Here is a 25,885-nt window from a genome sequence, read left to right as displayed (position 1 = left end):
TACCGAGACATGAGCGACAACCTCACCCTCCCGACGCCGCAGGACTCCGCCGGCTCCACCGCGCCCGAGCCGCTGCTGACCGTCGAAGGCCTCACCAAGCACTTCCCCATCTACGGCGGCTTCCCGATCAAGCGCAAGGTCGGCGCCGTCCAGGCCGTCGACGGCGTAGACCTGACGGTCGGCGTGGGCGAGAGCGTCGGCCTCGTCGGCGAGTCGGGCTGCGGCAAGTCGACCACGGGCCGGCTCATCACCCGCCTGCTGGACCCGACCGGCGGCAAGATCACCTACGCCGGCCAGGACATCACCAAGTCCTCGCGCAGGCAGCTGGCGCCGGTGCGGTCCGAGATCCAGATGATCTTCCAGGACCCGTACTCCTCGCTGAACCCTCGGCAAACCGTCGGCACGATCATCAAGTCGCCGATGGAGGTCAACGGGATCGAGCCCGAGGGCGGCCGGGAGAAGAAGGTCCGGGAGCTGCTGGAGCTGGTCGGCCTCAACCCCGAGCACTACAACCGCTTCCCGCACGAGTTCTCCGGCGGCCAGCGCCAGCGCATCGGCGTGGCCCGCGCGCTCTCCCTGAACCCGAAGCTGATCGTGGCGGACGAGCCGGTCTCGGCGCTGGACGTCTCCATCCAGGCCCAGGTGGTCAACCTGCTCAAGCAGGTGCAGGAGGAGATGGGCATCGCCTTCCTCTTCATCGCCCACGACCTGGCCGTCGTCCGGCACTTCTCGCAGCGCGTCGCGGTCATGTACCTCGGCAAGGTGGTCGAGGTCGGCGACCGCGACTCCATCTACAACCGCCCCCGCCACCCCTACACGCACGCGCTGCTGTCGGCGGTGCCGGAGGTGGAGCTGGACGGGGAGGACAGCCGGGAGCGGATCCGCCTCGCCGGTGACGTCCCCTCGCCGATCCACCCGCCGTCCGGCTGCCGGTTCCGCACCCGGTGCTGGAAGGCGCAGGACAAGTGCGCCACCGAGGAGCCGCCGCTGGTCCAGCTCTCCGGCAACCGTGAGGGCCACCTGACGGCCTGCCACTTCCCGGAGGACCCGACCACCGAGGCCCGTGCCGAGGACGTCGTCCTGGACCCGGCGCTGAAGGCCCTGGAGGCCGAGGCGGCCGCGGAGCCGGGCAAGGCCGCGAAGGAGTGACCCAGGGGCGCAGCGCGGTGTGTTGTTTGCACTGCAACTGCGTTAACAAGCAGGCAACTTGGCTGACGTCGTCCCGATATACGGACGCGTCAGGCTGAACGGCGTACGGCCGTGCGGGTGCCGTAAGCGGGCCGGGGAGCATCACGCTCCCCGGCCCGCCGCCATGCTCTAGGAAAGCCCCAGCGAGCGCTTGAGGAAGTCCACCTGGAGCAGGAGCAGGTTCTCGGCGACCTGTTCCTGCGGGGTCATGTGGGTGACCCCCGACAGCGGGAGCACCTCGTGCGGGCGGCCGGCGGCCAGCAGGGCCGAGGACAGCCGCAGGGCGTGCGCGACGACCACGTTGTCGTCGGCGAGGCCGTGCACGATCATCAGCGGGCGGTGCGGCTCGGCGGGCGAGGAGAGCCCCTCGTCGGTCACGAGGGAGCTCTCGGCGTACGCCCGCGCCGCCGTGGCCGGGTCGCCGAGGTACCGCTCGGTGTAGTGGGTGTCGTACAGCCGCCAGTCGGTGACCGGCGCGCCCGCGATGCCCGCGTGGAAGACGTCGGGGCGGCGCAGCACCGCCAGGCCGGCCAGCCAGCCGCCGAAGGACCAGCCGCGGATCGCCACCCGGGACAGGTCCAGCGGGTACCGCTTCGCGAGGTCCTGGAGCGCCTCGATCTGGTCGTCGAGGGCGACGGTGAAGTCCTGGTGGATCGCCTTCTCCCAGCCCGGGGAGCGGCCGGGCGTGCCGCGTCCGTCCGCGACGACCACCGCGAAGCCCTGGTCGGCGAACCACTGCGAGGTCAGGTGCGCGTTGTGCGCGGCGAGCACCCGGGGGCCGTGCGGGCCGCCGTAGGGGTCCAGGAGGACGGGGAGCGGGGGAGCGGAGGCGGGCGAGACGTCACCGGGGTAGTCCGTTGGCATAACCACGGCGCACGGGATGCGCCGTGCGCCCCCCTCGGTGAGGAACACGCGTGGGGACAGGCCGGGATCCTCCGCGAACGACCGGATCGTGACGCCCGAAGCCGCGCCCGGGGCCGCCTGCGCCCCCCTTTCCCTCCGGCCGCCCTCGCGCAGCATCCGCGCCTGACTCCCCGGCCGGTCGAGCGTCGCCGACACCAGTACGGTCACGCCCCCGGCGCGCACCGCCGAGTGCACACCCGGTTCCCTCGAAAGGCGCTCGACACCCAGTTCGTTGACGCGGTAGACGTGCACCTCGCCGGTCTCCGGGTGTTCCGCGGCCTCCCCGGCCGACGCCGCCACCAGCACGTCCTCGGCCGTCACGTCCAGCACCGCTCGCACATGCAACTGCGCCCCCGTCAGCGGCCGCCCGCCCACCGAGAGCACCCGCGCGCCGCCCTCGTCGGCGATCCGCACCAGATGCCCGGAGGGGCTCCAGCACGGCACCCCGGGGAAAAGATCCAGCCAAATCGGATCTTCGTCGGCATGCACCATACGGGTGGCCCCGGAGTCGGTGTCCACCGCCAGGAACAGCTGACTGCGCTGGTCGCGCGCCTGTACGAGCAGCAGCGGCGCACCCGCCGCTGACCAGTGCACTCGCGCCAGGTACGGATACCGCGCACGGTCCCAGCTGACCTCCGTGCGCACCCCGTCGAGGCCGAGGACGAACAGCCGCACCTCCGCGTTGGCCGTACCGGCAGCCGGATACGGCACGTGGTGTGGGTCACGTTTCGGCTGCGCCGGGTCCGAGATCCACCACCGCTCCACCGGCGCGTCGTCGACCCGCGCCACCAGCAACCGGTCCGACTCGGGAGCCCACCAGAAACCCCGCGAACGCCCCATCTCCTCGGCCGCGATGAACTCGGCCAATCCATAGGAAACCGACTCCGACTCCGGCTCGGCCAGCGCCCGGTCGCCCTCGCCCTCGGCGCCCACCACCCGCAGCGAGCCACCCGCGACATACGCCACGAGCCGGCCGTCCGGCGAGGGACGGGGGTCGATCACCGGCCCTGCGACCGGCAGTTCACGCGCGGTGCCGGCCCGCAGCTCAGCCGTGAACAGCCGCCCTGACAAGGCGAAAGACGCCAACTCCACGGCGTCATCGGTGGCGTAGGCGACGATGCCCGCCCCGCCTTCGCGGCTGCGCTCACGCCGCGCCCGCTCCTGCGGGGAGAGATCCTCCGAGGCCCCGCCCAGCAGGGCGCGCGGATCCGCCGCCACGCGCTCCCCGGCCTCGACGGGGTCGAGCACCCACAGCGCGTTCGCCCGGTCCGTGCCGGAGGCCGAGCGGAGGAACACGACGCGGGAGCCGTCGGGGGCCACCGTGAAAGACCGCGGCGCGCCGAGCGTGAACCGCTGGGTGCGGGCGTGCCGTCGGGGAAAGGAGTCGGACTCGGTCGTCATGCCCCGACCATATTGGCCATGCGCCCCCTTGTGCGGCTGTGCGCCGAGAGATGCGCGCGCACCCGAAGTTATGATCACTGGCGCTACGTGGGTATGAACCTGCTGGCAGTTGTATGGATTTACAAGTTCCCTAGCCCTGTTCCCCCACGTACCCGGGTTCTTGGAGGTGAGCCGCCGTGGCACTCTCGATTTCGGCGGTGGTGCTGCTGGCGATCATCGTCTTCTTGTTGATCAAGAAGTCAGGTCTGAAGGGCGGTCACGCGGTTGTCTGCATCCTGCTCGGCTTCTACCTCGCCTCCTCGACGATGGCGGGGACGATCAACGACCTGACGACGAGCGTGGCCAGCATGATCGGCAGCATCAAGTTCTGACACGCGCGCTGAGCCCCTGGGCGCCGGTGGGCAGTTGACCGGAGCTCACTCCTGACCGCCGTGTGTATCGCGTCTTCCCCGGATCCGGGTCCGTAAGCCACCCGGATCCGGGAGAGGCGGCCCCGACGAGTGCGGCAGCCGTCCGTCCGGCCTGAGGGCGACGCCTGATCCGTCGGCCGGTGGGCTGACCGGGGGTGGGGAGGTGGCCTGGTGACGGGGGTCGCCTCGTAGGGTTGGGGCATGACCGAACTGCCCGCGCGGCGTCTGCTGCTCGTCCACGCGCATCCCGACGACGAGTCGATCAACAACGGGGCCACCATGGCCCGGTACGCGGCCGAAGGCGCGCATGTGACCCTGGTCACCTGCACGCTCGGTGAGCGCGGCGAGGTCATCCCGTCCGGGCTGCGGCATCTCGCGGGCGCCGCCCTGGGCGCGCACCGGCGGCGTGAGCTCGCCGACGCCGCTGCCGCCCTCGGCGTCACCGACGTCCGGCTGCTCGGCGGCACCGGCCGCTACGCCGACTCCGGGATGATGGGCCTGGCCGACAACGACGACCCCGCCTGCTTCTGGCAGGCCGACGTCGACGCCGCCGCCGCGGCCCTCGCCGAGGTCGTCCTCGACGTGCGCCCCCACGTCGTCGTCAGCTACGACGACGAGGGCGGCTACGGCCACCCCGACCACATCCAGGCCCACCGCGTCGCCATGCGGGCCGTCGAGCTGGCCCGGGACGCCGGCTGGAGCGTCCCCAAGGTCTACTGGAACCGCGTCCCGCGTTCCGTCGCCGAGGCCGCCTTCGAGCGCCTTCGCGAGCGGCTGCCCGGCCTGCCCTTCGCCAAGAGCGCCGCCGTCTCCGACGTGCCCGGCGTGGTCGACGACGCGCTGGTCACCACCGAGATCGACGGCACCGCCCACGCCGCCGCCAAGGCCGCCGCGATGCGCGCGCACGCCACCCAGATCGAGGTCGCCCCCGACGACAGCTCCTTCGTGCTCTCCAACGAACTCGCACAACCCCTCTTCACCACCGAGTACTACCAACTCGTGCGCGGGGAGCGGGCACAGGGCGCCGGCCGGGAGGACGACCTGTTCGCCGGCGTCGAGGCGGAGGCGTGATGACGTACCACGGCTCCCCGCTCGCCCAGCCGCTCAAGCGCCCCTCCGCCGGACGCGTCGCCGCCTGCCTCGGCCTCTTCCTGCTCGGCGCGGTCACCGGCCTGGCCGGGGCCCTCGTCCAGGCCGGCTGGTTCCCCGGCGGGCTGCTGCTCGCGCTCGTCGGCGCGGCCGGCCTCTTCGTCGGCGGGGCCCGCGCCCTCGGCGGCCGCGCCGGGGCCGTCGCGCCCGCCGCGGGCTGGATGATCTCCGTGGTGCTGCTCACCTCGGGCCGGCCCGAGGGGGACTTCCTCTTCGCCGCCGGAAGCGGCTCCTATCTCTTCCTGCTCGGCGGCATGGCCCTCGCTGTGATCTGCGCCACCCTTGTCTCGGGGCGGCAACCGGTCGGCGACGACGCCCGACTTGGCAAGTGACGTACCACTTCTCCCCGGCGCGACGGTGGGAGTCCCGTGGGGGTTTCCCCGGCGGTCGTGGGATACAGGCCAGAAGTGGCCAGTATGGTGGTGCGCGCCGCCGAGCCGCCCGTGAGGTTGTGGCGGGCGGTGGAGCCAACCTGGAGAACCTGCCTTGAGTCGTGAAACTGACAGTCCGTCCTCCGGGCCCAACGGGCGCGGCGGAGCCGCATACCCCTCGGGCACCCCGCCGTACGGCACCCCCGTGGTGTCCGACGGCGGTGCGGACGCGGGCCGTTCGGCCGCGCAGCCGGAGGAACGCAAGACCGAGACCACGCTGACGACGCGGATCCGCATCAACATCCCCGGATCCCGGCCCATTCCGCCGGTCGTCGTGCGCAAGCCCGTCGCGGACGCGGAGGGCAAGGGCGGCGGCAGCGGCACCGACGCGCGGGCCGCCCTCCCCACCAGGGGCGGCGCGGGCGCCGCTGCCACGCCGACCGGTGCGCCCGGCGGCGGGAGTTCGGCCGGGGCCACCGCCTCCGCCGGCGCCGTCGAGGCGTCCGCCGAGCAGTCGCCCGGCGCGGAGGAGAAGCAGAGCGACTGGTTCGCGCCGCGCAAGTCCGGCGGCGGCAAGGGCGGTCCTGGCTCGGGCTCCAGCAACGGGGCGGGTCTGCCGGGTGGTTCGGCGGCGGGCGTGGGCCCCGGACCCGCCGGACCGGCCGACGGCGGCGCGCGCCCGGGCGGTTCGGGTGCGGGTGCGCCCGGCGGCCGCCCCGGTGCGGGTGCGGGACGCCCCGGCGGTGTGGTCGGCTCCATGAGCGTGCCGGGCGGCGCGCGTTCGGGCGGCACGAACGGCGCCGGCATGCCCGGCGCCCGCTCCGGTGGGACCAACGGCGCAGGACTCCCCGGCGCCACCGGCGGTCCCGTCGCGCCGGGGCACGGCGGCGGCACGGGCTCCTTCGACGTCACGGAGGCGCTCGCCGCGGGCCCGCTGGGCGGCGGCGCGCGACCCGCGCAGGGCGGCGGCCCCGAGACGCGCCGCGACGACCTGCCGTACTTCTCCGACAACGGCGGCGCGCGCGACGGCCAGGGCGTTCCCGACGGCCCCGGCGGCGGTCCCGGCGGGCCCGGTGGGCGCGCCGGCCTCGGCGGTCCCGGCGACCCCCACGACTTCAACGGGCCGGACAACCCCCGCGGCCTCGGCGGCCCGCAGCACCCGTCAGGCCCGACCGGCGGTCCGGTCACCGGCGACGGCCCCGCCGTGCCGCCGGTGCACGGCGGAGCGCCCGGCGCGCACGCAGGCTCCCTGGGCGCGCCGCAGGCGCCTCACGCGCCCGGTGCGCCCGCAGGTCAGGGCCGCCCCCGCGGCGGTCAGGGCAACCCCGCAGGCCCGGGCGGCCCCGGCCGTCCCGCCGGCCCGGGAGGCCCCGCCGGACCCGGCCGCCCCGGTGCGCCCGCGGGTGGCGGCGCTCCCGCCGGCCGGTACCCCGGCGGCGGGCTCAGCGACGACACCGCGATCCTCACCCCGCAGAAGCCGGCCCCCGAGCCGGGCGCGGGCGGCGGCTACCCCCGGCACGACAACATCTCCTCGGACACCGTCACCAGCGGTATCCCCGTCGTGCCCTCCGCAGGGCAGAAGCCGGGCCCCGGCGACCGGTTCGCGCCGGCCGGCCCCGGCGACGGGCCGCTGCCCAACACCCCGCCGAAGGGGTCCGAGCCGGCCGGCCAGAACGCGTCGGCGGGCGGCTCCAAGAAGAACCAGAAGGCCGCCAAGCCCAAGAAGAAGGGCCGCAGCAAGCTGGTCCTGGTCGGCGGTCTGCTCGTCGTCGGCGCGGCCGGCGCCTACGGCGCGGGTCTGCTGATGAACCACTCCGACGTGCCCAAGGGCACCACCGTGCTCGGCGTGGAGATCGGCGGCGGCACCCGTGACGACGCCGTCAAGAAGCTCGGCAAGGCCTTCGACGGCCGGGTGAACAAGGCGCTGAAGCTGTCCGTGGACGGCTCCGACGTCACCCTCAAGCCGGAACAGGCGGGCCTGCAGTTCGACATGCAGGCCACGGTCGACGCGGCCGCCGGGAGCGACTACAACCCGGTCTCCGTGATCGGCTCGCTGTTCGGTCAGCACCGCGTCGTCGACCCCGTCATGCCGGTCGACGAGGAGAAGCTCCAGGCCGCCCTGAAGACCGCCGCGGGCGGCGCCGGATCGTCCAGCGACGGCACCATCAAGTTCGAGTCGGGCAAGGCCGTCGCCGTCTACGGCAAGGCGGGCAAGGGCATCGACGCGGCGAAGGCCGGCACCGCCGTCGCCGAGGCCTACCGCGCCCAGGTGGAGAGCGGCACCGCGACTCCGGTGAGGGTCCCCACGACCACCCGGCAGCCGACGGTGCCGGACGCCGAGGTCGACCGGATGATGAAGGAGTTCGCGACACCGGCGATGTCGGGCAAGGTCACCGTCCAGACCGACGCGGCGCACTCCGTCCCGCTGAGCCCGAAGAACTCGCTGTGGAAGTTCCTCGGCGTCAAGGCGGTCAACGGCAAGCTCGTCGAGTACTACGACAAGGCCGCCCTCAAGGAGCTGTACGGCAGCGCCTTCGACGGCGTCCTGATCACCCGCGGCACCGGCCAGAAGACGCCCGTCACCGTCGAGGACGTCATCAACGCGCTGCGCCCGGCCCTCAAGAGCGAGACGAACCGCGTCGGAGTCATCGACACCGACCCGAGCTGACCCGCGCTTCCCCACAGGGGCGCCCGGTACAACCACCGGGCGCCCCTGTACCTATGTCCCGGCGCCTCAGCGCACGTCCCGGCACCCCGCCGCCCTCAGCGCACGTCCCGGCACCCGCCGCCCTCAGTCCCGGCACCGGGCCGGCCGGCCTCCGCCCGCCGGCGGCCCGGCCAGCCTCCGCCGGCCGACGGCCCGGCCGGTCTCCGCCCCGCCCGGTGGTCCGGCCGGCCTCCGCCCGCCGGCGGCCCGGCCGGTCTCCGCCCCGCCCAGTGGTCCGGCCGGTCTCCGCCCGCCCGGCGGCTCAGCCGCCCTCGGATCGCCCCGCCGTGTCGGCCGCCCTCCGCGGATGCCCGGCCGGCCTCCGCGCACCCGGCACCCCACACCCCGCCCGACTCTCCCGTAGTGCCCATGACATCTGTCATGCGGCAGTCCGGACGCCCGACACTGCCGTCGGAGACCGCCCGCGGGCCACCATCGACGCATGACGACGACGACACCGGTGGTCGAGTTCGACCAGGTGCACAAGGGGTTCGGGGACGTGCGGGCGGTGGACGGGCTCAGTCTCGCCCTGCACCCGGGGGAGACCGTGGCGCTGCTGGGGCCCAACGGCGCGGGCAAGTCGACCACGCTCGACCTGCTCCTCGGCCTCAAGAACGCCGACAGCGGCACGGTCCGCGTGTTCGGCGCGAGCCCGCGGGAGGCGATCGTCGCCGGGCGGGTGGGCGCGATGCTCCAGAGCGGCGGGCTGATGGACGAGGTCACCGTCGCCGAACTGGTGACGCTCGCCTGCCGGTTGCACCCGAAGCCCTACCGCCCCGACGAGGTGATGGCCCGCGCGGGCGTCACCAGGATCGCCGGCCAGAAGGTCGACAAGCTCTCCGGCGGCCAGGCCCAGCGGGTCCGCTTCGCCCTGGCCACCGCGGGCGACAGCGACCTGATCGTCCTGGACGAGCCCACCACCGGCATGGACGTCACCGCCCGGCGGGCGTTCTGGGCCACCATGCGCGAACAGGCCGACCAGGGCCGCACGGTCCTCTTCGCCACCCACTACCTGGAAGAGGCCGACGCGACAGCCGACCGCGTCCTGGTCCTGCGCCGCGGCCGCCTCCTCGCCGACGGCACCGCCGCCGAGATCAAGGCCAAGGCCGGAGCCCGGCGGATCGCCTTCGACCTCGCGGACGACGCGGTCGGCGAGGCGACCGAGAGCGCCCTGCGCGGCCTGCCCTTCCTCACCACGCTGGACGTCTCCGGCCACACCGTCCGCATCCAGTCCATCGACGCCGACGCCACCGTCCACGCCCTCTACGCCCTGGGCCTCTACCCCCGCAACCTCGAAGTCGCCGGCCTCGGCCTGGAGCAGGCCTTCGTCGCCCTCACCGCCGCCGAGGAGGCGCACACCTCATGAACGGCCTCATCAAACTCGAACTCACCCGCGCCCTGCGCAACCGCAAGTTCCTGTTCTTCTCGGTGATCTACCCCTCGGTCCTCTTCCTGCTCATCGCCGGCAGCGCCGACAGCACGACGAAGATCGACGGCACCGGGCTGACCCTTCCGACCTACATGATGGTCTCCATGGCCTCCTTCGGAGCCCTCACCGCCGTCCTGATGGGCAACAGCGAGCGCATCGCCAAGGAACGGGAGAACGGCTGGGTACGGCAGCTGCGGCTGACCTCGCTGCCCGGCCGGGGCTTCGTCCTCGCCAAGACCGCGAGCGCCGCCGTCGTCAGCCTGCCGTCCATCGTCGTCGTCTTCGTCGCCGCCGCGGCCGTGAAGCACGTCCGCCTGGAGGCCTGGCAGTGGCTGGTGCTGACCGCCGCGATCTGGGCCGGCAGCCTCGTCTTCGCCGCGCTCGGCGTCGCCCTCGGGTACCTGGCGAGCGGGGACGCGGTCCGCCCGATCACGATGATCACCTACTTCGGCCTGTCCATCCTCGGCGGTCTGTGGATGCCCACGGCCACCTTCCCGGAGTGGCTCCAGCAGATCTCGAAGTGGGTCCCCACGCACGCGTACGCTGCCCTCGGACAGGCCATCGAACAGAACCAGGCACCGCACGCCGAGGACATCGCCGTCCTGGCCGTCTACTTCGCCCTGTTCACCGGCGGCGCGGCCTGGCTGTACCGGAAGGACACGCTGAAGGCGTGAGCGGCATACGCATCGGGCAGCGCCCGCAGAACAACCGGCAGAGATACGTCAAGATGCTCTGGATCAGCATCTGGCTGGCGTATCTCGGCGCACCCGTCAGCGACTTGCTGCACGGCGGGCACAGCACCGTCGCCCGCGCCCTCGGCTGGATCGGGCTGGTCGCCTTCGTCGCCTGGTACCTGGCCCTGGTCTTCCGCACCGGGCGGGGTGAGCGCAACGGCGTGGTGCTCGCCTCGCTGGCGGTCCTGGCGACCGAGTCGACCGTCCTGGCCCTCTCCCTGGGCCGTGAATGGCTCGTGCTCTTCGTGTACGTGGCGATCTCCTCCGGCGCCGCCCTGCCGCTGCGCCTGTCCCGCTGGACCGTCCCGGCCGTCTCCGCCCTGCTGACCGGGGTCGCCTTCGTCGTCCCCGGCGGCAGCGACCTTCTGGCGGCGCTGCTCTTCCCGGCCCTCCTCGGCGGCTTCTCGATGACCGGCGTACGCGAACTCATCCGTACCACCGTGGAGTTGCGCGAGGCGCGCGCCACCGTCGCTCAACTCGCCGCCAACGAGGAGCGGTTGCGGCTCGCCCGCGACCTGCACGACCTGCTCGGACACTCGCTGTCGCTGATCACGCTGAAGAGCGAACTCGCCGGCCGTATGCTCCCCGATCACCCCGACCGGGCGGCCCAGCAGGTAGCCGACATCGAACAGGTCAGCCGGCAGGCCCTCGTCGATGTCCGCGAGGCCGTCACCGGATACCGGCGGCGCCGGCTGCCCGCCGAACTCGCCGGGGCCAAGGTCGCGTTGGCCGCCGCCGGAGTCACCGCGGACCTCCCCGGCGAACCCGACCTGTCCGGCGTGCCCGAGGAGAGCGAGGCGGCCCTCGCCTGGGCCCTGCGCGAGGCCGTCACCAACGTCGTACGGCACAGCGGGGCCCGGCGCTGCACCGTCGACCTCGCCCGGCGGCAGACCCTGGACGGCGCGGTCATCGAGCTCAGCGTCGAGGACGACGGCTCGGGCGGCCCGGGGGGAGGCCCCGGCAACGGGCTGACCGGCCTCTCCGAACGCCTGGAGAAGGCCGGCGGCTCCCTGGAGGCGGGCGGAGCCCGGCACGGCTTCCGCCTGGTGGCCCGCGCCCCGGCGGGCGCCCCGGCCGCCGACGTAGGATCCCGCGCATGACGACCCGAACGATCAAGGTCCTGCTCGCCGAGGACCAGTCCATGGTCCGCGAGGCCCTCGCCGCCCTGCTCGGCCTGGAGGACGACATCGAGGTGGTCGCCCAGGTAGCCCGCGGCGACGAGGTGCTGGCGGCCGCCCGGGAGCACGGCGTCGACGTGGCCCTCCTCGACATCGAGATGCCCGGCGCGACCGGCATCGAGGCGGCGGCCGAGCTGCACGCGGCCCTGCCGGGCGTGAAGCTGGTCGTCCTCACCACCTTCGGCCGCCCCGGCTATCTGCGCAGCGCGATGGAGGCGGGCGCCGACGCCTTCCTGGTCAAGGACGCCCCCGCCGCCCAGCTCGCCGAGGCGATCCGCAAGGTCCTCGCGGGGGACCGGGTCATCGACCCCACGCTCGCCGCGGCGGCCCTCGCCGACGGCGCCAACCCGCTGACCGACCGCGAACGCGAGGTGCTGCGCGCGGCGGCCGACGGCTCCACCAACGCGGAACTCGCGGCGGCCCTCCACCTGTCCCAGGGCACGGTCCGCAACTACCTCTCCACCGCCATCCAGAAACTGACGGCCCGCAACCGGGCCGAAGCGGTGCGCATAGCGAGGGAGAAGGGCTGGCTGTGACCCGGCCCGCGGACAGCCGGGGCGGCGACCGCCCACCAGTGCCCCCGCAGGCGACGTTCGCCCCGTCGCCCGAACGTTGCCTGCCGCGGCACTAGTTCAGCATCGACCGGGCCGCGTGGGCCTCCCGTCGCACCCGGTCGGCGGTGCCCTCGTCCACCACCTCCACCAGCCCCGCGTACTCCTCCATCTCCACCGCCCCGGCGACGAACTCACCGCGCTGCACCAGCAGTTGCCCCCGCTCGTAGCGCAACCGGGCCGGATGCGAGGGCAATAGCAGCGCCAGCTCCACCGCCCACAGCGCCACGTCCGAGCGCTCCGGCCGCGCGGACGCCCACGCCCGCACGTTGTTGAGGATCCGCGCGACCACGTCCACCGGCTCCGCCGGCCGCAGCATCTCCGGGTCCGGCGGAGCCCCCGTCGCCCCCGTCACCAGCAGCTCCGCGTCCCGCCCGGACAGCAGCCGGCCCCCGTCGAACGGGTCGACGAGCACCTGACGTCCCGGATCGTCCCGCGGCCCGAACCCGACCACGAAGTGCCCCGGGAGAGCGACCCCGTACACCGGCGCACCCGCCCGCCGGGCCACCTCGATCCACACCACCGACAGCAGGATCGGCAGCCCCCTGCGCCGCTGCAGCACCCGGTGCAGCAGCGACGACTCCAGCCGCTGGTAGTCCGCCGCCGAACCGCGGAACCCCTGCCGCTCGCCCAGCAGCTCCCGTACCGCCACCGCCCACGACCGGGGACCGCCCGGCCGGAACGGCACCTGGCCCGCCAGCCGGTCCAGTTCGACCTGCGCGACGTCCATCCCGGCCTCGTCCAGCGCCCCGTCCGCCTCCGCGGCCACCAGCAGGCACAGCAGCGACAGATCGGGCCGCTCGGACCGCGCCTCCTCGGCGAACCGCCGCCGCACCTCGCTGAACTCCGGCCCCGTCACGGCGCACCCGCCGCCCGCTGCCGGTAGTGGTGGTAGGCGTGGTGCGCCCCGAAGCCCAGCCCCGCGTACAGCGACCGCGCGCCCGCGTTGTCGTCCTCGACCTGCAGCCAGGCCGCCGAGGCGCCCTCTTCCAGCGCCCGCCCGGCCAGCGCGGCCATCACCCGCGTCCCGAGCCCCTGCCGCCGGAGCGCCGGATCGACCTCCACCGCCGCGAACCCGGCCCACCGCCCGTCCACGACCAACCGGCCGACCGCGGCGGGGACGCCCGCCTCGCCGGGCACGGACGCGAACCACACCGAGGGCCCCGAGCCCAGCACCTTCAACGCCACCTCGCTCACCCCCTTGCGCTGGTACCGCGCGAGCCACGCCTCGTCGGCCTCCCGGGCGAGCACCACACCCTCAGCGTCCGCCCGGTCCGCGACCGGCGCCAGCGCTCCGATCCACAGCTCGGCGCTCACCTCGCGCACCCACCCGCGCCGCTCCAGCTCCGCGCACAGCAACTCCTGTGTGCCCTCGGCCCCGGTCGCGGTCTGCACATAGGCGGGCAGCCCCCGGGCGCCGTACCAGCGCCGTACGGCGTCCAGCGCCTCGTCGAGGGGGAGCCCCGGGTCGCCGAGGGGCAGCACGGAGTTGGCGCGGCGGGTGAACCCGGCGGCCGCCCGCAGCTCCCAGCCGCCCAGCCGCTCGCTCTCCAGCGGCCGCCACGCCCGGGACGCGGCCCGGGCCAGCTCCTCGTAAGAGGCGGCCGGCCCCCGGCGGCGGGCGGGGGCGGCCGGCACGACCTTCCCCGCGACCAGGGAGGACGCGGGGATGCGGACGCTCTCACCGTTCTTGCGTGTGATCACCAGCACATCGTCGTCCCATGATGTGAGAACACCGACCGTGTCGGTGAATTTCCCCTGTGTCACGCCTGGTTCGCCAAGGCGTCGCACGGAGACGCGTTTGCCCACGTCAGCAGCGGTGATTCGGACCTCGAGGCGTCCGGCGGCCGAGATTTCCACGGGTCGACTCCCCCCTCCTGTTCGGATCATTGCCAGGAACGGAGATACTAGGGGCGGGCATCGACGACGCCGCGCTCCCGCGCGCCAGGCGGCGGAGCCTGAGAGAGGCCCGCCAGCGCCCTATCGAGGAGGAACGACAGCGTGACCTACGTCATCGCGCAGCCTTGTGTCGACGTGAAGGACAAGGCGTGCATCGAGGAGTGCCCGGTCGACTGCATCTACGAGGGCCAGCGGTCCTTGTACATCCACCCGGACGAATGCGTCGACTGTGGCGCCTGTGAACCGGTCTGCCCGGTCGAGGCCATCTTCTACGAGGACGACACTCCCGAGGAGTGGAAGGACTACTACAAGGCGAACGTCGAGTTCTTCGACGAGCTCGGCTCACCGGGCGGCGCCAGCAAGCTGGGGCTGATCGAGCGCGACCACCCCTTCATCGCCGCGCTGCCGCCGCAGGCCGGGTAAGGGGCCCTCGGCCCCCTGGGGGCCCTCGGCCCCTGAGCGCACGAGCGCCCCGTACCGCTCCGTGCCGCCTCGGCCCCGTACGGCCTGATCACGGCCGTGCGGGGCCGATCCGTCCGCGTACGGGGCCGTCGCACCCGACGAAAGTGAGCCAGTGACCGTGTCCGCAGTCTCCGACCGCCTTCCGGCCTTTCCTTGGGACAAGCTGGAGCCGTACAAGAAGACGGCCGCCGCCCACCCCGACGGCATCGTCGACCTGTCCGTCGGCACGCCGGTGGACCCGGTCCCCGACCTGATCCAGAAGGCCCTGGTCGACGCGGCGGACTCCCCGGGCTACCCCACCGTCTGGGGCACCCCGGCGCTGCGGGACGCGATCACCGGCTGGGTGGAGCGCAGGCTCGGCGCCCGCGAGGTCACCCACCGGCATGTGCTGCCGATCGTCGGCTCCAAGGAACTCGTCGCCTGGCTCCCCACCCAGCTGGGCCTCGGCCCCGGCGACCGGGTCGCCTTCCCCCGCCTGGCCTACCCGACCTACGAGGTCGGCGCCCGTCTGGCCCGCGCCGGACACGAGGTCTACGACGACCCGACCGAGCTGGACCCGGAAGGGTTGAAGCTCCTCTGGCTGAACTCACCGTCGAACCCCACCGGCAAGGTCCTCGGCAAGGCCGAGCTGACCCGGATCGTCGCCTGGGCCCGCGAGCACGGCGTCCTGGTCTTCTCCGACGAGTGCTACCTCGAACTGGGCTGGGAGGCCGACCCCGTCTCCATCCTCCACCCGGACGTCAACGGCGGCTCCTACGACGGGATCGTGGCGGTCCACTCCCTGTCCAAGCGGTCGAACCTCGCGGGCTACCGCGCCGCCTTCCTGGCCGGCGACCCGGCGGTCCTGGCGCCGCTGCTGGAGATCCGCAAGCACGGCGGCATGATGACGTCGGCGCCCACGCAGGCGGCGGTCGTGGCCGCCCTCTCCGACGACGTCCACGTCCACGAGCAGCGCGAGCGCTACGCCGCCCGCCGCACCGCCCTGCGCGCCGCCCTGCTCGACCACGGCTTCCGCATCGAGCACAGCGAGGCCAGTCTCTACCTGTGGGCCACCCGCGACGAGTCCTGCTGGGCCACCGTCGCCCACCTGGCCGACCTGGGCATCCTGGTGGCCCCCGGCGACTTCTACGGCACGGCGGGCGACCGCCACGTACGGGTGGCCCTGACCGCCTCGGACGAGCGGGTGACGGCGGCGGTGGCCCGCCTGACCCGGCGCTGACACCGACCGCACCCGCGGACGGCGGAAACGGACAAGGGGCCCGGCGTGACCGCCGGGCCCCTTCGCGCGTCGCGGGCGTCAGCCCAGCGGCAGCCCCTTCGTGGGCAGCCCCTTCGTGGGCAGCGTGCCCGTCCCCGGCAGGCCGCCCTTGGTCGCCGAGGCGGCCGTGTCCCCGAGGATCCCGCCGGCCGACCCGGCAGCCTCGCCGGCCGCCTTCTGCGCCACCGGCGTGGCCTTCTTCACGGCCTTGCCCCCGGCCTTGCCCGCCGCCGGAACGGCCTGCTTGACCGCCTTGCCGCCGGTGTCGGCCGCGGCCCCGGTGACGCCGCGCGCCGCGCCGTCGAGCGTGTTGCCGACGTTCGCCCCGTCCAGGGCGGTCAGCCCGCCGACATTCGGGGCAGCGGGCAGCGCGGGGGCCGCGCCGGCGGAGCCGGCCGCACCGACCCCGGCGGCCGCTCCCGCAGCGACGAGCAGCGCGGCACGGGCGATCCTGCGGGTCAGGGGGAGGGTCATGATGCTCCTTACACGGTTACGCGATTTCACGGGTCACGCGGAGGGGAACGCCGGACGATCGTCAGGAAGCCGATCGCCCGCCTCGGTCGCAGTGACTACCGCTCGAGATCCACGAAGGTTGCGGACCGCCGCCGTAAAGAGTTGGTAATGCGTCGCATAATCGCCTGCGGATGAAACGGGCAAAAAGTGCCCGGTGTGAAAGTCCGTCGACCCCTCGGAGCCCAGTCCTCCCAGGGGTCCGCCCGGCGCCGGGAGCGGTGGCGCGAGCGACCGGCCGCCCCCGGCCCCGCACCGGCTCCCCGTGACCCGACCGGGTGACCGTCCGTACTACCGACCGGTGACGATCCGTACGGCGTTCGCGCCGGAACCCGCGCTCGAACCCGTGCCCGCCGCCCCCGCGGCCTCCGTCCCGCTCTCCTCGGCCGGACGCCACTTGCTGTCGGTGTGCCCGGCGGTCCACTCCCGCCCGGCGTACGTGACGCGCTCGATGTGCAGCGCCGAGGCGTTGGCCACCGCCCAGTGCGCGAGCTGCCAGCCGCGCTCGCCGACGGCCCGCCCGCCCGCGGATCCGCCTTCGGACAGGGGGAGCGTCACGGTCCGCCCGCTGGTCTCCGCGGCCGGCACGTCCGCACCGGTGGCCGACGACTTCGACGCCCCGGCCTTGGAGTCGTCGGCGTCGGAGTCGTTGACGGACTTCGAGTCCTGCGCCTGCGCCCCCTCCGCGCGGGCTCGCTGCGCCGCCTCCCGGCCGAAGTCGCGCGCGAGCGCCGCGCGCACCGCCTCCGGGCCGGTGGCCGTCGCGCTCGCCGGCACGCCCTCGCAGGTCAGCGTGGCCGCCGAGGTGCCCGTGAGCGCGGCGGCCAGCAGCGTGGCGTCCGGCTCGTGCTTGGCGTACGCCTCCGGGTAGCCGCTGCGCTGCACGCGCTGCGCGGCCACCGTCAGCGGCAGTTCCGTGTAGTCGCGCACCTTCGCCAGATGCGCGTAGAAGACGTCCGCCGCGTACGTCGGGTTCGTGACCTGCCGCTCGGTGCCCCAGCCCTGCGAGGGCCGCTGCTGGAACAGGCCGAGCGAGTCCCGGTCGCCGTGGTCGAGGTTGCGCAGCGCCGACTCCTGCAGGGCGGTCGCCAGCGCGATCGTCACCGCCCGCTGCGGCATGCCCCGGTCGGTGCCGACGGCGGCGATCGTGGCCGCGTTCACCGCCTGCTCGGGCGTGAACTCGTACTCGGGGCCGCCGCCTCGGGCGGAGACGACCCTGCACCCCGGGTCACCGGCGCCGCCGGTGACGTACTGCACCGCGACATAGCCCGCGACGGCGGACAGGACCACGCAGGCCGCCCCGGAACGGAGGAGGCGGCCGCGACGCTTGCGGGAAGGGGACGGCTCTGGCACGCGTACAAGGTACTGGAGAGTACGGAAACCGGGGAGACCGAAGGGAAGGGAGGGAACGGCGGGTGCCGCAGTCGGCGCGTTAGGGTCGACGGCATGGCCGAGACCCCGCTTGACCTCACGCTGGACGCCGCTGCGCTCACCGCCCGGCTCGTCGACTTCCCGTCGGAGAGCGGCACTGAGAAGCCCCTCGCGGACGCGATCGAGACCGCCCTGCGCGCGCTGCCGCACCTGACGGTCGACCGGTACGGCAACAACGTCATCGCCCGCACCCGGCTGGGCCGCCCGGAGCGGGTGATCCTCGCCGGTCACATCGACACCGTCCCCATCGCCGGCAACGTCCCCTCCACGCTGGACGAGGACGGCGTGCTGTGGGGCTGCGGCACCTGCGACATGAAGTCCGGCGTCGCGGTCCAGCTGCGCATCGCGGCGACCGTCCCCGAACCGAACCGGGACCTGACCTTCGTCTTCTACGACAACGAGGAGGTCGCCGCCGACCTCAACGGCCTCAAGCACGTCGCCGAGGCCCGCCCCGAGTGGTTGGAGGGCGACTTCGCGATCCTGCTGGAGCCGTCCGACGGCCAGGTCGAGGGCGGCTGCCAGGGCACCCTGAGGGTGCTGCTGAAGACCCGGGGCGAGCGGGCCCACTCCGCGCGCGGCTGGATGGGCTCCAACGCGATCCACGCGGCCGCCCCGATCCTGACCCGCCTCGCCGCCTACGAGCCGCGGTACCCCGTCATCGACGGCCTGGAGTACCGCGAGGGCCTCAACGCGGTCGGCATCAGCGGCGGCGTCGCCGGCAACGTCATCCCCGACGAGTGCGTGGTCACCGTCAACTTCCGCTACGCGCCGGACCGTTCGCCCGAGGAGGCGATCGCCCACGTGCGTGAGGTCTTCGCGGGGTGCGGGGTCGAGGAGTTCGTCGTGGACGACCACAGCGGCGGCGCGCTGCCCGGCCTCTCCCACCCGGCCGCCGCCGCGTTCATCGAGGCGGTGGGCGGCGTCCCGATGCCCAAGTACGGCTGGACGGACGTCTCCCGCTTCTCGGCGCTCGGCGTCCCCGCCGTCAACTACGGCCCCGGGAACCCCCACTTGGCGCACAAGCGGGACGAACGCGTCGACACGGCGAAGATCCTCGCGGGCGAGGAGCGCCTGCGCGCCTGGCTCACCGGCTGAACCGTCACGGGACCGGACACGCCGACGTCCCCCCTCCGTAACCCGCGTGGATCTACGCTGAGGTACGAACGACGCGCAAGCGGAGGGAGCTCACATGGCTACAGGCAACCCCGAGGGCAAGAAGCAGCCACCGGAGGAACAGCGCCTGGGACCGGTCCTCCGGAGGCGGGACCAGGTGCAGGCGAGCACCACGGACCAGCGGCTGCTGGACGAACGGGCCCCGTCCGACTGGGTCCACACCGACCCCTGGCGGGTGCTGCGCATCCAGTCGGAGTTCATCGAGGGGTTCGGCACCCTCGCCGAACTTCCGCCCGCCATCAGCGTGTTCGGCTCCGCCCGGACGCCCGCGAACTCCCCCGAGTACGAATCGGGCGTGCGGCTCGGCCGGGCGCTGGTCGAGGCCGGCTGGGCCGTCATCACGGGCGGCGGCCCGGGCGCGATGGAGGCCGCCAACAAGGGCGCGAGCGAGGCGGGCGGCGTCTCGGTGGGGCTGGGCATCGAACTCCCCTTTGAGCAGGGCCTGAACCCGTACGTCGACATCGGCCTCAACTTCCGGTACTTCTTCGTCCGCAAGATGATGTTCGTCAAGTACGCCCAGGGGTTCGTGGTGTTGCCCGGCGGGCTCGGCACCCTCGACGAACTCTTCGAGGCCCTCACCCTCGTCCAGACCCAGAAGGTCACCCGCTTCCCGATCGTCCTCTTCGGCACGGAGTACTGGGCCGGGCTGATCGACTGGCTCCGGAACACCCTCATCGCCCAGGGCAAGGCCGCCGAGAAGGACCTCCTTCTGTTCCACGTCACGGACGACGTGGAGGAGGCGGTGGCACTGGTGTCGAAGGAGGCGGGGCGTTAGGGCGCCTGTCCACCGACCGGGTCAGGTGGTGGGTGGGCACAGGCGGGGGTCCAGGGGCGGAGCCCCCTGGTGCGGCCCGCCGGACGACCGCCCACCTGCCACCGCCGGCGGCTTACGCGAGCCCCCGCCGCGCCACCGCCGGCGGCCGGTGCCCCGCGATGGACGCCACCATGTCCAGCACCTGCCGCGTCTCCGCCACCTCGTGCACCCGGTACACCTGGGCCCCCAGCCACGCCGACACGGCGGTGGTCGCCAGCGTCCCCACCACCCGCTCCTTCACCGGCCGGTCCAGGGTCTCGCCCACGAAGTCCTTGTTGGACAGCGACACCAGCACCGGCCACCCCGTCTCCACCATCTCCGGCAGCCGCCGCGTCGCCTCCAGGCTGTGCCGCGTGTTCTTGCCGAAGTCGTGCCCGGGATCGATCAGGATCGACTCGCGCGGCACCCCCAGCCCCGCCGCCCGCTCCGCGAGCCCCACGGTCACCCGCAGGATGTCGGCCATGACGTCGTCGTACGTCACCCGGTGCGGCCGCGTCCGGGGCTCCGCGCCGCCCGCGTGGGTGCACACCAGCCCCACCCCGTACCGCGCGGCGACCTCCGCCAGCCGGGGATCGACGCCGCCCCACGCGTCGTTCAGCAGATCCGCGCCGGCCTCGCACACGGCCTCGCCGACCTCCGCCCGCCAGGTGTCCACGCTGATCACGACGTCGGGGAAGCGCCGCCGCACCTCGGCCACGAAACCGACCGTGCGCCGTGCCTCCTCCTCGGCGGACACCTCCTCGCCCGGCCCGGCCTTGACCCCGCCCACGTCGATGATCGCGGCGCCCTCCGCCACCGCCCGCTCCACGCGCGCGAGGGCCGGCTCGTCGAGGAAGGTGGCCCCCTGGTCGTAGAAGGAGTCGGGGGTGCGGTTCACGATCGCCATGATCACCGGCTCGTGGGTGCCGAATTCACGCCTGCCGAGCCTGAGCATCCGCTGTGACCTCTCCTGGAACGTCCTGCACATCCACCGCCTGCGACCCTAACCGCCGCGCCCGCATGGCACGATCGGACCCTGACACATCCGATACGAGCACAGCGAGCGTGGTGGCCCACCGATGGTTATGTTCTTCTTCCTGGTCGTCGCGCTCGCCGTCGTGGTCGCCGCGGTGACGCTCGCCGTGGTGGGCGGCGGCGAGGGCGACGGCCCGCTGCCGGACGCCGTCGCCCAGCGGCTGCGTGATCCGCTGCCGCCGGACCGCCCCGTCCAGCGGGCCGACGTCGACCGCCTCCGCTTCCCCCTCGCCGCCCGCGGCTACCGCATGGCGGAGGTCGACGACGTGCTCAACCGCCTCGGCGCGGAACTCGCCGAACGCGACGACCGCATCGCCGAACTGGAATCCGCCCTGACCGCCGCCCGGACGCCCGAGCACCAGGTCTCCATGGACAAGCCCGCTCCCGAGGACCAGCGATGAGCGACGGCGCGGCCCTCGCCGGCCCGGACGGCGCGCTGCGCTGCCCGTGGGCCCTGTCCACCGCGGACTACGTGACGTACCACGACGAGGAGTGGGGCCGCCCGGTCCACGGCGACGACGCCCTCTTCGAACGCCTCAGCCTGGAGGCCTTCCAGTCCGGCCTGTCCTGGATCACGATCCTGCGCCGCCGCCCCGGCTTCCGCAAGGCGTTCGCGGACTTCTCGATCAGCTCCGTCGCCGCCTTCACCGACGAGGACCGCGAGCGCCTCCTCGCCGACCCCGGCATCATCCGCAACCGCGCGAAGGTCGACGCGACCCTCGCCAACGCGCGCGTGCTCGCCGACTGGGCCGCGGGCGACCTGGACGACCTGATCTGGTCCCACGCCCCCGACCCGGCGGGTCGCCCGGTCCCCAGGACCCTCGCCGACGTCCCGGCGGTCACCCCCGAGTCGACGGCGCTGTCCAAGGCGCTGAAGAAACGGGGGCTGCGCTTCGTCGGCCCGACGACGGCGTACGCCCTGATGCAGGCGTGCGGCCTGGTCAATGACCACCTGGAGACCTGCGCGAGCCGCTGACGCCGTCCCGCGGGAGAGTCTCTAGCGGCCCAGGTACTTCGGCTTCTCCTTCTGCACGAAGGCCTGCACGGCGATCGTGTGGTCTTCGGACCGTCCCGCCCGCGTCTGCAGCTCGTCCTCCTTCTCGAGCGTCTCGGCCAGCGAGTGGGAGAACCCGTACGCCACGGCCTCCTTCAGCGCCGCGTAGGCGACCGTCGGCCCCTCGGCCAGCGCCCGCGCGACGCTCTCCGCCTCGGTGCGCAGCTCCGCCGAGGGCACGACGCGGTTGGCGATGCCCAGGTCGTACGCCTCCTGCGCCTTCACGGTGCGCGGGAAGAGCAGCAGGTCGGTGGCCCGGCCGGGGCCCACCACACGCGGAAGGGTCCACGAGACGCCGGAGTCGGCGGTCAGCGCCACGCCCGCGAACGAGGTGTTGAAGGCGGCCGTGTCCGCGACGATCCGGTAGTCCGCCGCGAGGGCGAAACCGAAGCCGGCCCCGGCCGCGACGCCGTTCACCGCGGCGACCACCGGCTTCGGCGCCTCGGTGATCGCGCGCACGATCGGGTTGTAGTGCTCCCTGACCGTGCTCATCGTCTGCCCCGACCCGGTCTCCTTGTCGGCGGCGAGCAGCCCGATGTGCTCCTTGAGGTCCTGGCCGACGCAGAACGCCCGGTCCCCCGCGGCGGTCAGGAGCACCGCCCGGACCGCGTCGTCCTCCGCCGCCGAGCGCACCGCGTCGCGCAGGGCGACCTTGGTCGCGATGTTCAGAGCGTTCATCGCCTCGGGGCGGTTCAAGGTGATCGTCGCGAGCCCGTCGCTCACCTCGTAGAGCACGGTGTCGGCCATGGGGTGTCCCCTCCGTCGTCGGTCACGGTCCGTGGTTGCGGGCGACGGCGTACCGGCCGGTACGCCGTCGCCCAGGACAGCATGAAGGACGCGGGGGCGGTGGTCGTGTGACCTGCGTCTAACAATCCGCGGTGATTTCCGGCGGCCCTGAGCGCGTGCGGACGCGAAGTATGGCATCCACATCGCCGAAATGAGTGGTTTTGCTCGCGTGCGTTGCCCAAGCGATGCCTACTGATGTTGGTCATCGGGTCCTGAGATGCGGGATAATGGCCTGGAAGCAATGTGTTCGATGCCGGTGTCGCGCGTCCCCTGACGGAGTGCGCGTGCCCTTCACGGGCCGTCGGCCTTGACGATGAGCTGGTTTCAGGAAGGGGAACGAGCATGGCGGCCATGAAGCCGCGGACGGGCGATGGCCCGCTCGAGGTGACCAAGGAGGGGCGGGGCATCGTCATGCGCGTTCCGCTCGAAGGCGGCGGTCGGCTCGTCGTCGAGCTGACCCCTGACGAGGCCGACGCGCTGGGCGACGCCCTGAAGAAGGTCGTCGGCTGACCGCGAGCGAGCTGTGAGGCGCAGGTCGCGAAAGCGTGCTTGCCGCCCGAGCGGGGATGGGCCTGTCGTCGGCTGACGCGCAAGCGACCATACCCTTTCAGTCGCCCCGGCATCCTCACGGGTGCCGGGGCGGCTGTTTCTCCACGGGACCGCGTGCCGCGTCGCCCTGGTGAGCGGGTGCGCCGCAGGTCAGCGCTTGACCGCGCACAGCAGGCCGTCGCCCACCGGCAGCAGCGAGGGCACCCACTCCTGGCTCTCCCGCACCTCCCGCAACAGCTCACGCACTCTTATGACCTCCGTGGGCTGCGGGCCGGAGTCGATCGTGCGGCCGTTGGCGAACACGCCCTCGAACACCACCAGGCCCCCCGGCCGCAGCAGACGGAACGACTCGGCGAGGTAGTCCATGACCTCCAGCCGGTCCCCGTCGCAGAAGACCAGGTCGTATCCGGAGTCCGCGAGCCGGGGCAGGACGTCGAGCGCGCGGCCCGGGATGAAACGGGCCCGGTTGCTGGCGAAGCCGCAGGCGCGGAAGGCCTGCCGGGCGAACTGCTGGTGCTCCGGCTCCGGGTCGACGGTCGTCAGCACGCCGTCCGGGCGCATGCCGTGCAGGAGGTGTATCCCGGAGACGCCGGTGCCGGTGCCGATCTCCGCGACCGCTTTGGCGTCCACGGTGGCTGCCAGCAGGCGCAACGCGGCACCCGTGCTGGGCGACACCGAGCGCAGCCCTGCCTCGCGGGCCCGCTCCCGGGCCCAGCGCAGCGCTTCGTCCTCGGCGACATAGGCGTCGGCGAACGCCCAGCTCGTCTGCCGGTTGCCGGTGATGTCCCTCTCCTGTCCCCGTGGTTGCCTCGGCGTGACTGTATCCGTTGGTGTCGGGAACCCGCAGATGGGACCGCGCGTTTGAAGGGGTGGGACAGACGACGGGGGACACAGTTGGATCACGACGAGGGACGAGACGTCGAGCAAGTGCTGACGCAGCCGGATGAGCGGCGCCAGCGCACATCAAATTCTCGTAAAACCGCTTATCCGGAGCTAACGGGCGAGGTGGCTATGGTAGGGGCTCCACTGGACACCACCAGAGCCGACAGGGGAGGTGCGGCTGCACCTGTGGATCGGGGAGGAGTGCTGCGGCGCTTCCTCGGATCGGCGGGCAGGCCGAAATCCGTGAACGACACCGCTGCCGACCACAGCCAGGCCGCCGGTCCCACCGCCGGCCACGCCCCGACCGCGACCTTCTCCACCGACGCGGACGGGCAGGCGTGGACTCCGCCCACGTGGGAGGAGATCGTCAGCATGCACAGCGGCCGGGTCTACCGGCTCGCCTACCGCCTCACCGGCAACCAGCACGACGCGGAGGACCTCACCCAGGAGGTCTTCGTCCGCGTCTTCCGCTCCCTGTCGACGTACACGCCGGGCACCTTCGAGGGCTGGCTGCACCGCATCACCACCAACCTCTTCCTGGACATGGTCCGCCGCAAGCAGCGCATCCGCTTCGACGCGCTCGGCGAGGACGCGGCCGAGCGGCTGGCCAGCAGGGAGCCCAACCCGCAGCAGATCTTCAACGACGCCCACTTCGACGCGGACGTCCAGCAGGCCCTGGACACCCTCGCGCCCGAGTTCCGCGCCGCGGTCGTCCTCTGCGACATCGAAGGACTGTCCTACGAGGAGATCGCCGCGACCCTCGGCGTCAAGCTCGGCACGGTCCGCTCGCGCATCCACCGCGGCCGCTCGCAGCTGCGCAAGGCGCTGGCCCACCGTTCGCCCGAGGCGCGCGCGGAGCGGCGCTCCTTCATGGCCCGGGTGCCCGCTCTGGGGGGAGGGGGCGCGACGGCGTGAGCGGATCCCGTCCTACCCCCGCGGAACAGCACCTCGGCGACCGACTCTCCGCCCTCGTGGACGGCGAGCTCGGTCATGACGCGCGCGAGCGGGTGCTCGCGCATCTGGCGACCTGTGCCAAGTGCAAGACGGAGGTCGACGCGCAGCGCCGGCTGAAGAACGTCTTCGCCGAAGTGGCCCCGCCGACCCCCTCCGAAAGCTTCCTGGCCCGGCTCCAGGGGCTCCCCGGGGGAGGTGATCCGGGCGGCGGCGGCATGCCGCCGCTCGGGGGAGCGTTCGGGGACCGGTTCACAGCCGCCCGCCCCGGAGCCTCCTCCGTCTTCGGGGTGAGACGCGACGAGCCGTTCGAGTTCGGCTACGTCCCCGCTCGTGAGCACGGCTCGGTGCTCCCGCCCTCCTCGGACCGCGGTTTCCGGATCCACCCGGTGGGCCGGGGTGACGCCGAGCGCTCCCGTGGGCTGCGGCTCGCGTTCGTCGCAGCCGGCGCGGTGTCGCTGGCGGCGATCGCCCTCGGCGGCATGAACACCGGCATCCCGGCCGACGCGGAGGCCCGCGGCGGCGCGGGCGCCGGAAGCAATGTGACCCCGGCCCGCACACCGGGCGGCTCCGGTTCGACGGCGGTCCCGGAGAACCAGCGTCGGCGTGCCGCAGGGCCCCTCCTGTCCCAGGGCGCCGGGGCGACCCTCGGCGACGCCCCGGTGGCCCCGACCCAGGTGTCCGCGCCGCTGCTGCCCGGGATTCCGGCCCCGGCAGGCACTCCGGTGGAGCCGCAGGTGCTGCACCGGCTCACCACGCCCATGGTGGCCGGGGCGGCGGCGATGTCCCCGCTGATACGCCCGCTGGCCTCGCCTCCGCCGATCGCGCTCACCGCTTGGGACGCCGCGCCCTCGACCGGTGCGCCCAACCTGCTCGCCGCCCCCGCTTCCGTCCCCGAGGCCGCGCCCGCCCCCAGCCGCTCCCCCTTCTCTCCGCAGATCGCCCACTGACCGAACCCTGCCGCCGGGCCGCCGTGACCTGGTTGAATCCAGGGAGGATCGCGCCCGTGCGAGGAACCGGG

At 73.4% G+C, this 25,885-nt stretch carries 26 protein-coding genes; 18 read left to right on the top strand and 8 right to left on the bottom strand.

The window, feature by feature from the left end; all coding sequences use genetic code 11:
* Positions 1–9 precede the first annotated feature (9 nt).
* Positions 10–1,149 (top strand): ABC transporter ATP-binding protein, encoded by a 1,140-nt coding sequence (locus ACFYXA_RS18540; RefSeq protein WP_389033939.1) that lies wholly within the window; start codon positions 10–12, stop codon positions 1,147–1,149.
* A gap of 168 nt (positions 1,150–1,317) precedes the next feature.
* Here ACFYXA_RS18540 and ACFYXA_RS18535 read toward each other — a convergent pair whose 3' ends face one another.
* Complete coding sequence (locus tag ACFYXA_RS18535; protein WP_389033935.1) at positions 1,318–3,492, bottom strand: prolyl oligopeptidase family serine peptidase; 2,175 nt, start codon at positions 3,490–3,492, stop codon at positions 1,318–1,320.
* Positions 3,493–3,668: 176 nt separating this feature from the next.
* On the opposite strand from ACFYXA_RS18535, the gene ACFYXA_RS18530 reads away from it, so the two are divergent.
* The 8 genes from ACFYXA_RS18530 (at position 3,669) to ACFYXA_RS18495 (ending at position 12,006) form a co-directional block, all read left to right on the top strand.
* The gene (locus ACFYXA_RS18530) at positions 3,669–3,863 is read left to right on the top strand and encodes a hypothetical protein (RefSeq protein ID WP_030783885.1); all 195 of its coding nucleotides are present in this window, start codon (positions 3,669–3,671) and stop codon (positions 3,861–3,863) included.
* 240 nt (positions 3,864–4,103) lie between these two features.
* Positions 4,104–4,973: an N-acetyl-1-D-myo-inositol-2-amino-2-deoxy-alpha-D-glucopyranoside deacetylase gene (mshB, locus tag ACFYXA_RS18525; protein WP_352246695.1), complete on the top strand. Its 870-nt coding sequence runs from the start codon at positions 4,104–4,106 to the stop codon at positions 4,971–4,973.
* Positions 4,973–5,383 (top strand): DUF6113 family protein, encoded by a 411-nt coding sequence (locus ACFYXA_RS18520; RefSeq protein WP_130443848.1) that lies wholly within the window; start codon positions 4,973–4,975, stop codon positions 5,381–5,383. Before mshB ends, ACFYXA_RS18520 begins: the two co-directional genes overlap by 1 nt.
* Before the next feature lie 154 nt (positions 5,384–5,537).
* Positions 5,538–8,090: a hypothetical protein gene (locus ACFYXA_RS18515; RefSeq protein WP_389033929.1), complete on the top strand. Its 2,553-nt coding sequence runs from the start codon at positions 5,538–5,540 to the stop codon at positions 8,088–8,090.
* A gap of 481 nt (positions 8,091–8,571) precedes the next feature.
* The gene (locus ACFYXA_RS18510) at positions 8,572–9,495 is read left to right on the top strand and encodes an ABC transporter ATP-binding protein (protein ID WP_389033926.1); all 924 of its coding nucleotides are present in this window, start codon (positions 8,572–8,574) and stop codon (positions 9,493–9,495) included.
* Positions 9,492–10,232, top strand: coding sequence for an ABC transporter permease (locus ACFYXA_RS18505; RefSeq protein ID WP_352250235.1), 741 nt, complete (start codon positions 9,492–9,494; stop codon positions 10,230–10,232). Before ACFYXA_RS18510 ends, ACFYXA_RS18505 begins: the two co-directional genes overlap by 4 nt.
* Positions 10,229–11,392: a histidine kinase gene (locus tag ACFYXA_RS18500; RefSeq protein ID WP_352250237.1), complete on the top strand. Its 1,164-nt coding sequence runs from the start codon at positions 10,229–10,231 to the stop codon at positions 11,390–11,392. The genes ACFYXA_RS18505 and ACFYXA_RS18500 overlap by 4 nt, the downstream gene beginning before the upstream one ends.
* The gene (locus ACFYXA_RS18495; RefSeq protein ID WP_351094891.1) at positions 11,389–12,006 is read left to right on the top strand and encodes a response regulator transcription factor; all 618 of its coding nucleotides are present in this window, start codon (positions 11,389–11,391) and stop codon (positions 12,004–12,006) included. Before ACFYXA_RS18500 ends, ACFYXA_RS18495 begins: the two co-directional genes overlap by 4 nt.
* Positions 12,007–12,097: 91 nt before the next feature.
* Here ACFYXA_RS18495 and ACFYXA_RS18490 read toward each other — a convergent pair whose 3' ends face one another.
* Both ACFYXA_RS18490 and ACFYXA_RS18485 read right to left on the bottom strand, forming a co-directional pair.
* Positions 12,098–12,940, bottom strand: coding sequence for a tetratricopeptide repeat protein (locus ACFYXA_RS18490; RefSeq protein ID WP_389033921.1), 843 nt, complete (start codon positions 12,938–12,940; stop codon positions 12,098–12,100).
* Positions 12,937–13,941, bottom strand: coding sequence for a GNAT family N-acetyltransferase (locus ACFYXA_RS18485; RefSeq protein WP_389033918.1), 1,005 nt, complete (start codon positions 13,939–13,941; stop codon positions 12,937–12,939). Before ACFYXA_RS18485 ends, ACFYXA_RS18490 begins: the two co-directional genes overlap by 4 nt.
* Before the next feature lie 141 nt (positions 13,942–14,082).
* Between ACFYXA_RS18485 and fdxA the strand changes: the two genes are divergently transcribed.
* Together fdxA and ACFYXA_RS18475 are read left to right on the top strand one after the other, a co-directional pair.
* Complete coding sequence (gene fdxA, locus ACFYXA_RS18480) at positions 14,083–14,403, top strand: ferredoxin (protein ID WP_130443832.1); 321 nt, start codon at positions 14,083–14,085, stop codon at positions 14,401–14,403.
* A gap of 157 nt (positions 14,404–14,560) precedes the next feature.
* Positions 14,561–15,661 carry a bifunctional succinyldiaminopimelate transaminase/glutamate-prephenate aminotransferase gene (locus tag ACFYXA_RS18475; protein ID WP_389035064.1) on the top strand — a complete coding sequence of 367 codons (1,101 nt, stop codon included), beginning with the start codon at positions 14,561–14,563 and terminating at the stop codon, positions 15,659–15,661.
* 78 nt (positions 15,662–15,739) lie between these two features.
* Here ACFYXA_RS18475 and ACFYXA_RS18470 read toward each other — a convergent pair whose 3' ends face one another.
* Both ACFYXA_RS18470 and ACFYXA_RS18465 read right to left on the bottom strand, forming a co-directional pair.
* Complete coding sequence (locus ACFYXA_RS18470) at positions 15,740–16,174, bottom strand: ATP-binding protein (protein WP_352250243.1); 435 nt, start codon at positions 16,172–16,174, stop codon at positions 15,740–15,742.
* Positions 16,175–16,501: 327 nt separating this feature from the next.
* Positions 16,502–17,563: a heavy metal transporter gene (locus ACFYXA_RS18465; protein ID WP_389033913.1), complete on the bottom strand. Its 1,062-nt coding sequence runs from the start codon at positions 17,561–17,563 to the stop codon at positions 16,502–16,504.
* A gap of 93 nt (positions 17,564–17,656) precedes the next feature.
* Between ACFYXA_RS18465 and dapE the strand changes: the two genes are divergently transcribed.
* On the top strand, positions 17,657–18,736 hold the full coding sequence (gene dapE, locus ACFYXA_RS18460) for a succinyl-diaminopimelate desuccinylase (protein WP_389033910.1): 1,080 nt from the start codon (positions 17,657–17,659) through the stop codon (positions 18,734–18,736).
* Between the two features lie 94 nt (positions 18,737–18,830).
* Entirely contained in the window at positions 18,831–19,589 is a 759-nt protein-coding gene (locus ACFYXA_RS18455; RefSeq protein ID WP_130443824.1) for a TIGR00730 family Rossman fold protein, read from the top strand.
* A gap of 112 nt (positions 19,590–19,701) precedes the next feature.
* Here ACFYXA_RS18455 and folP read toward each other — a convergent pair whose 3' ends face one another.
* Positions 19,702–20,562 (bottom strand): dihydropteroate synthase, encoded by an 861-nt coding sequence (folP, locus tag ACFYXA_RS18450; protein WP_130443948.1) that lies wholly within the window; start codon positions 20,560–20,562, stop codon positions 19,702–19,704.
* A 124-nt stretch (positions 20,563–20,686) separates the two neighbouring features.
* Here folP and ACFYXA_RS18445 point away from each other — a divergent pair, with 124 nt between their 5' ends.
* Together ACFYXA_RS18445 and ACFYXA_RS18440 are read left to right on the top strand one after the other, a co-directional pair.
* Positions 20,687–21,043, top strand: coding sequence for a DivIVA domain-containing protein (locus tag ACFYXA_RS18445; RefSeq protein WP_130443822.1), 357 nt, complete (start codon positions 20,687–20,689; stop codon positions 21,041–21,043).
* Complete coding sequence (locus ACFYXA_RS18440) at positions 21,040–21,618, top strand: DNA-3-methyladenine glycosylase I (protein WP_389033903.1); 579 nt, start codon at positions 21,040–21,042, stop codon at positions 21,616–21,618. The genes ACFYXA_RS18445 and ACFYXA_RS18440 overlap by 4 nt, the downstream gene beginning before the upstream one ends.
* 21 nt (positions 21,619–21,639) lie before the next feature.
* On the opposite strand, the gene ACFYXA_RS18435 is transcribed toward ACFYXA_RS18440, so the two are convergent.
* On the bottom strand, positions 21,640–22,443 hold the full coding sequence (locus ACFYXA_RS18435) for an enoyl-CoA hydratase-related protein (protein ID WP_352250251.1): 804 nt from the start codon (positions 22,441–22,443) through the stop codon (positions 21,640–21,642).
* A gap of 381 nt (positions 22,444–22,824) precedes the next feature.
* Here ACFYXA_RS18435 and ACFYXA_RS18430 point away from each other — a divergent pair, with 381 nt between their 5' ends.
* Entirely contained in the window at positions 22,825–22,992 is a 168-nt protein-coding gene (locus ACFYXA_RS18430) for a DUF3117 domain-containing protein (RefSeq protein WP_003966491.1), read from the top strand.
* Between the two features lie 189 nt (positions 22,993–23,181).
* On the opposite strand, the gene ACFYXA_RS18425 is transcribed toward ACFYXA_RS18430, so the two are convergent.
* Positions 23,182–23,880 carry an O-methyltransferase gene (locus ACFYXA_RS18425; RefSeq protein ID WP_130443946.1) on the bottom strand — a complete coding sequence of 233 codons (699 nt, stop codon included), beginning with the start codon at positions 23,878–23,880 and terminating at the stop codon, positions 23,182–23,184.
* 162 nt (positions 23,881–24,042) lie between these two features.
* Here ACFYXA_RS18425 and sigE point away from each other — a divergent pair, with 162 nt between their 5' ends.
* Entirely contained in the window at positions 24,043–24,828 is a 786-nt protein-coding gene (gene sigE, locus ACFYXA_RS18420) for an RNA polymerase sigma factor SigE (protein WP_242620994.1), read from the top strand.
* Positions 24,825–25,814 carry a zf-HC2 domain-containing protein gene (locus tag ACFYXA_RS18415; protein ID WP_389033897.1) on the top strand — a complete coding sequence of 330 codons (990 nt, stop codon included), beginning with the start codon at positions 24,825–24,827 and terminating at the stop codon, positions 25,812–25,814. Before sigE ends, ACFYXA_RS18415 begins: the two co-directional genes overlap by 4 nt.
* Positions 25,815–25,885: the final 71 nt, after the last annotated feature.

Origin of the sequence: Streptomyces sp. NPDC002566, assembly GCF_042889585.1 — a bacterium.
Classification (GTDB): Bacteria; Actinomycetota; Actinomycetes; order Streptomycetales; family Streptomycetaceae; genus Streptomyces.
Note: the sequence above shows the minus strand (reverse complement) of the source record. Positions and strands in the feature narration are given on the sequence as shown.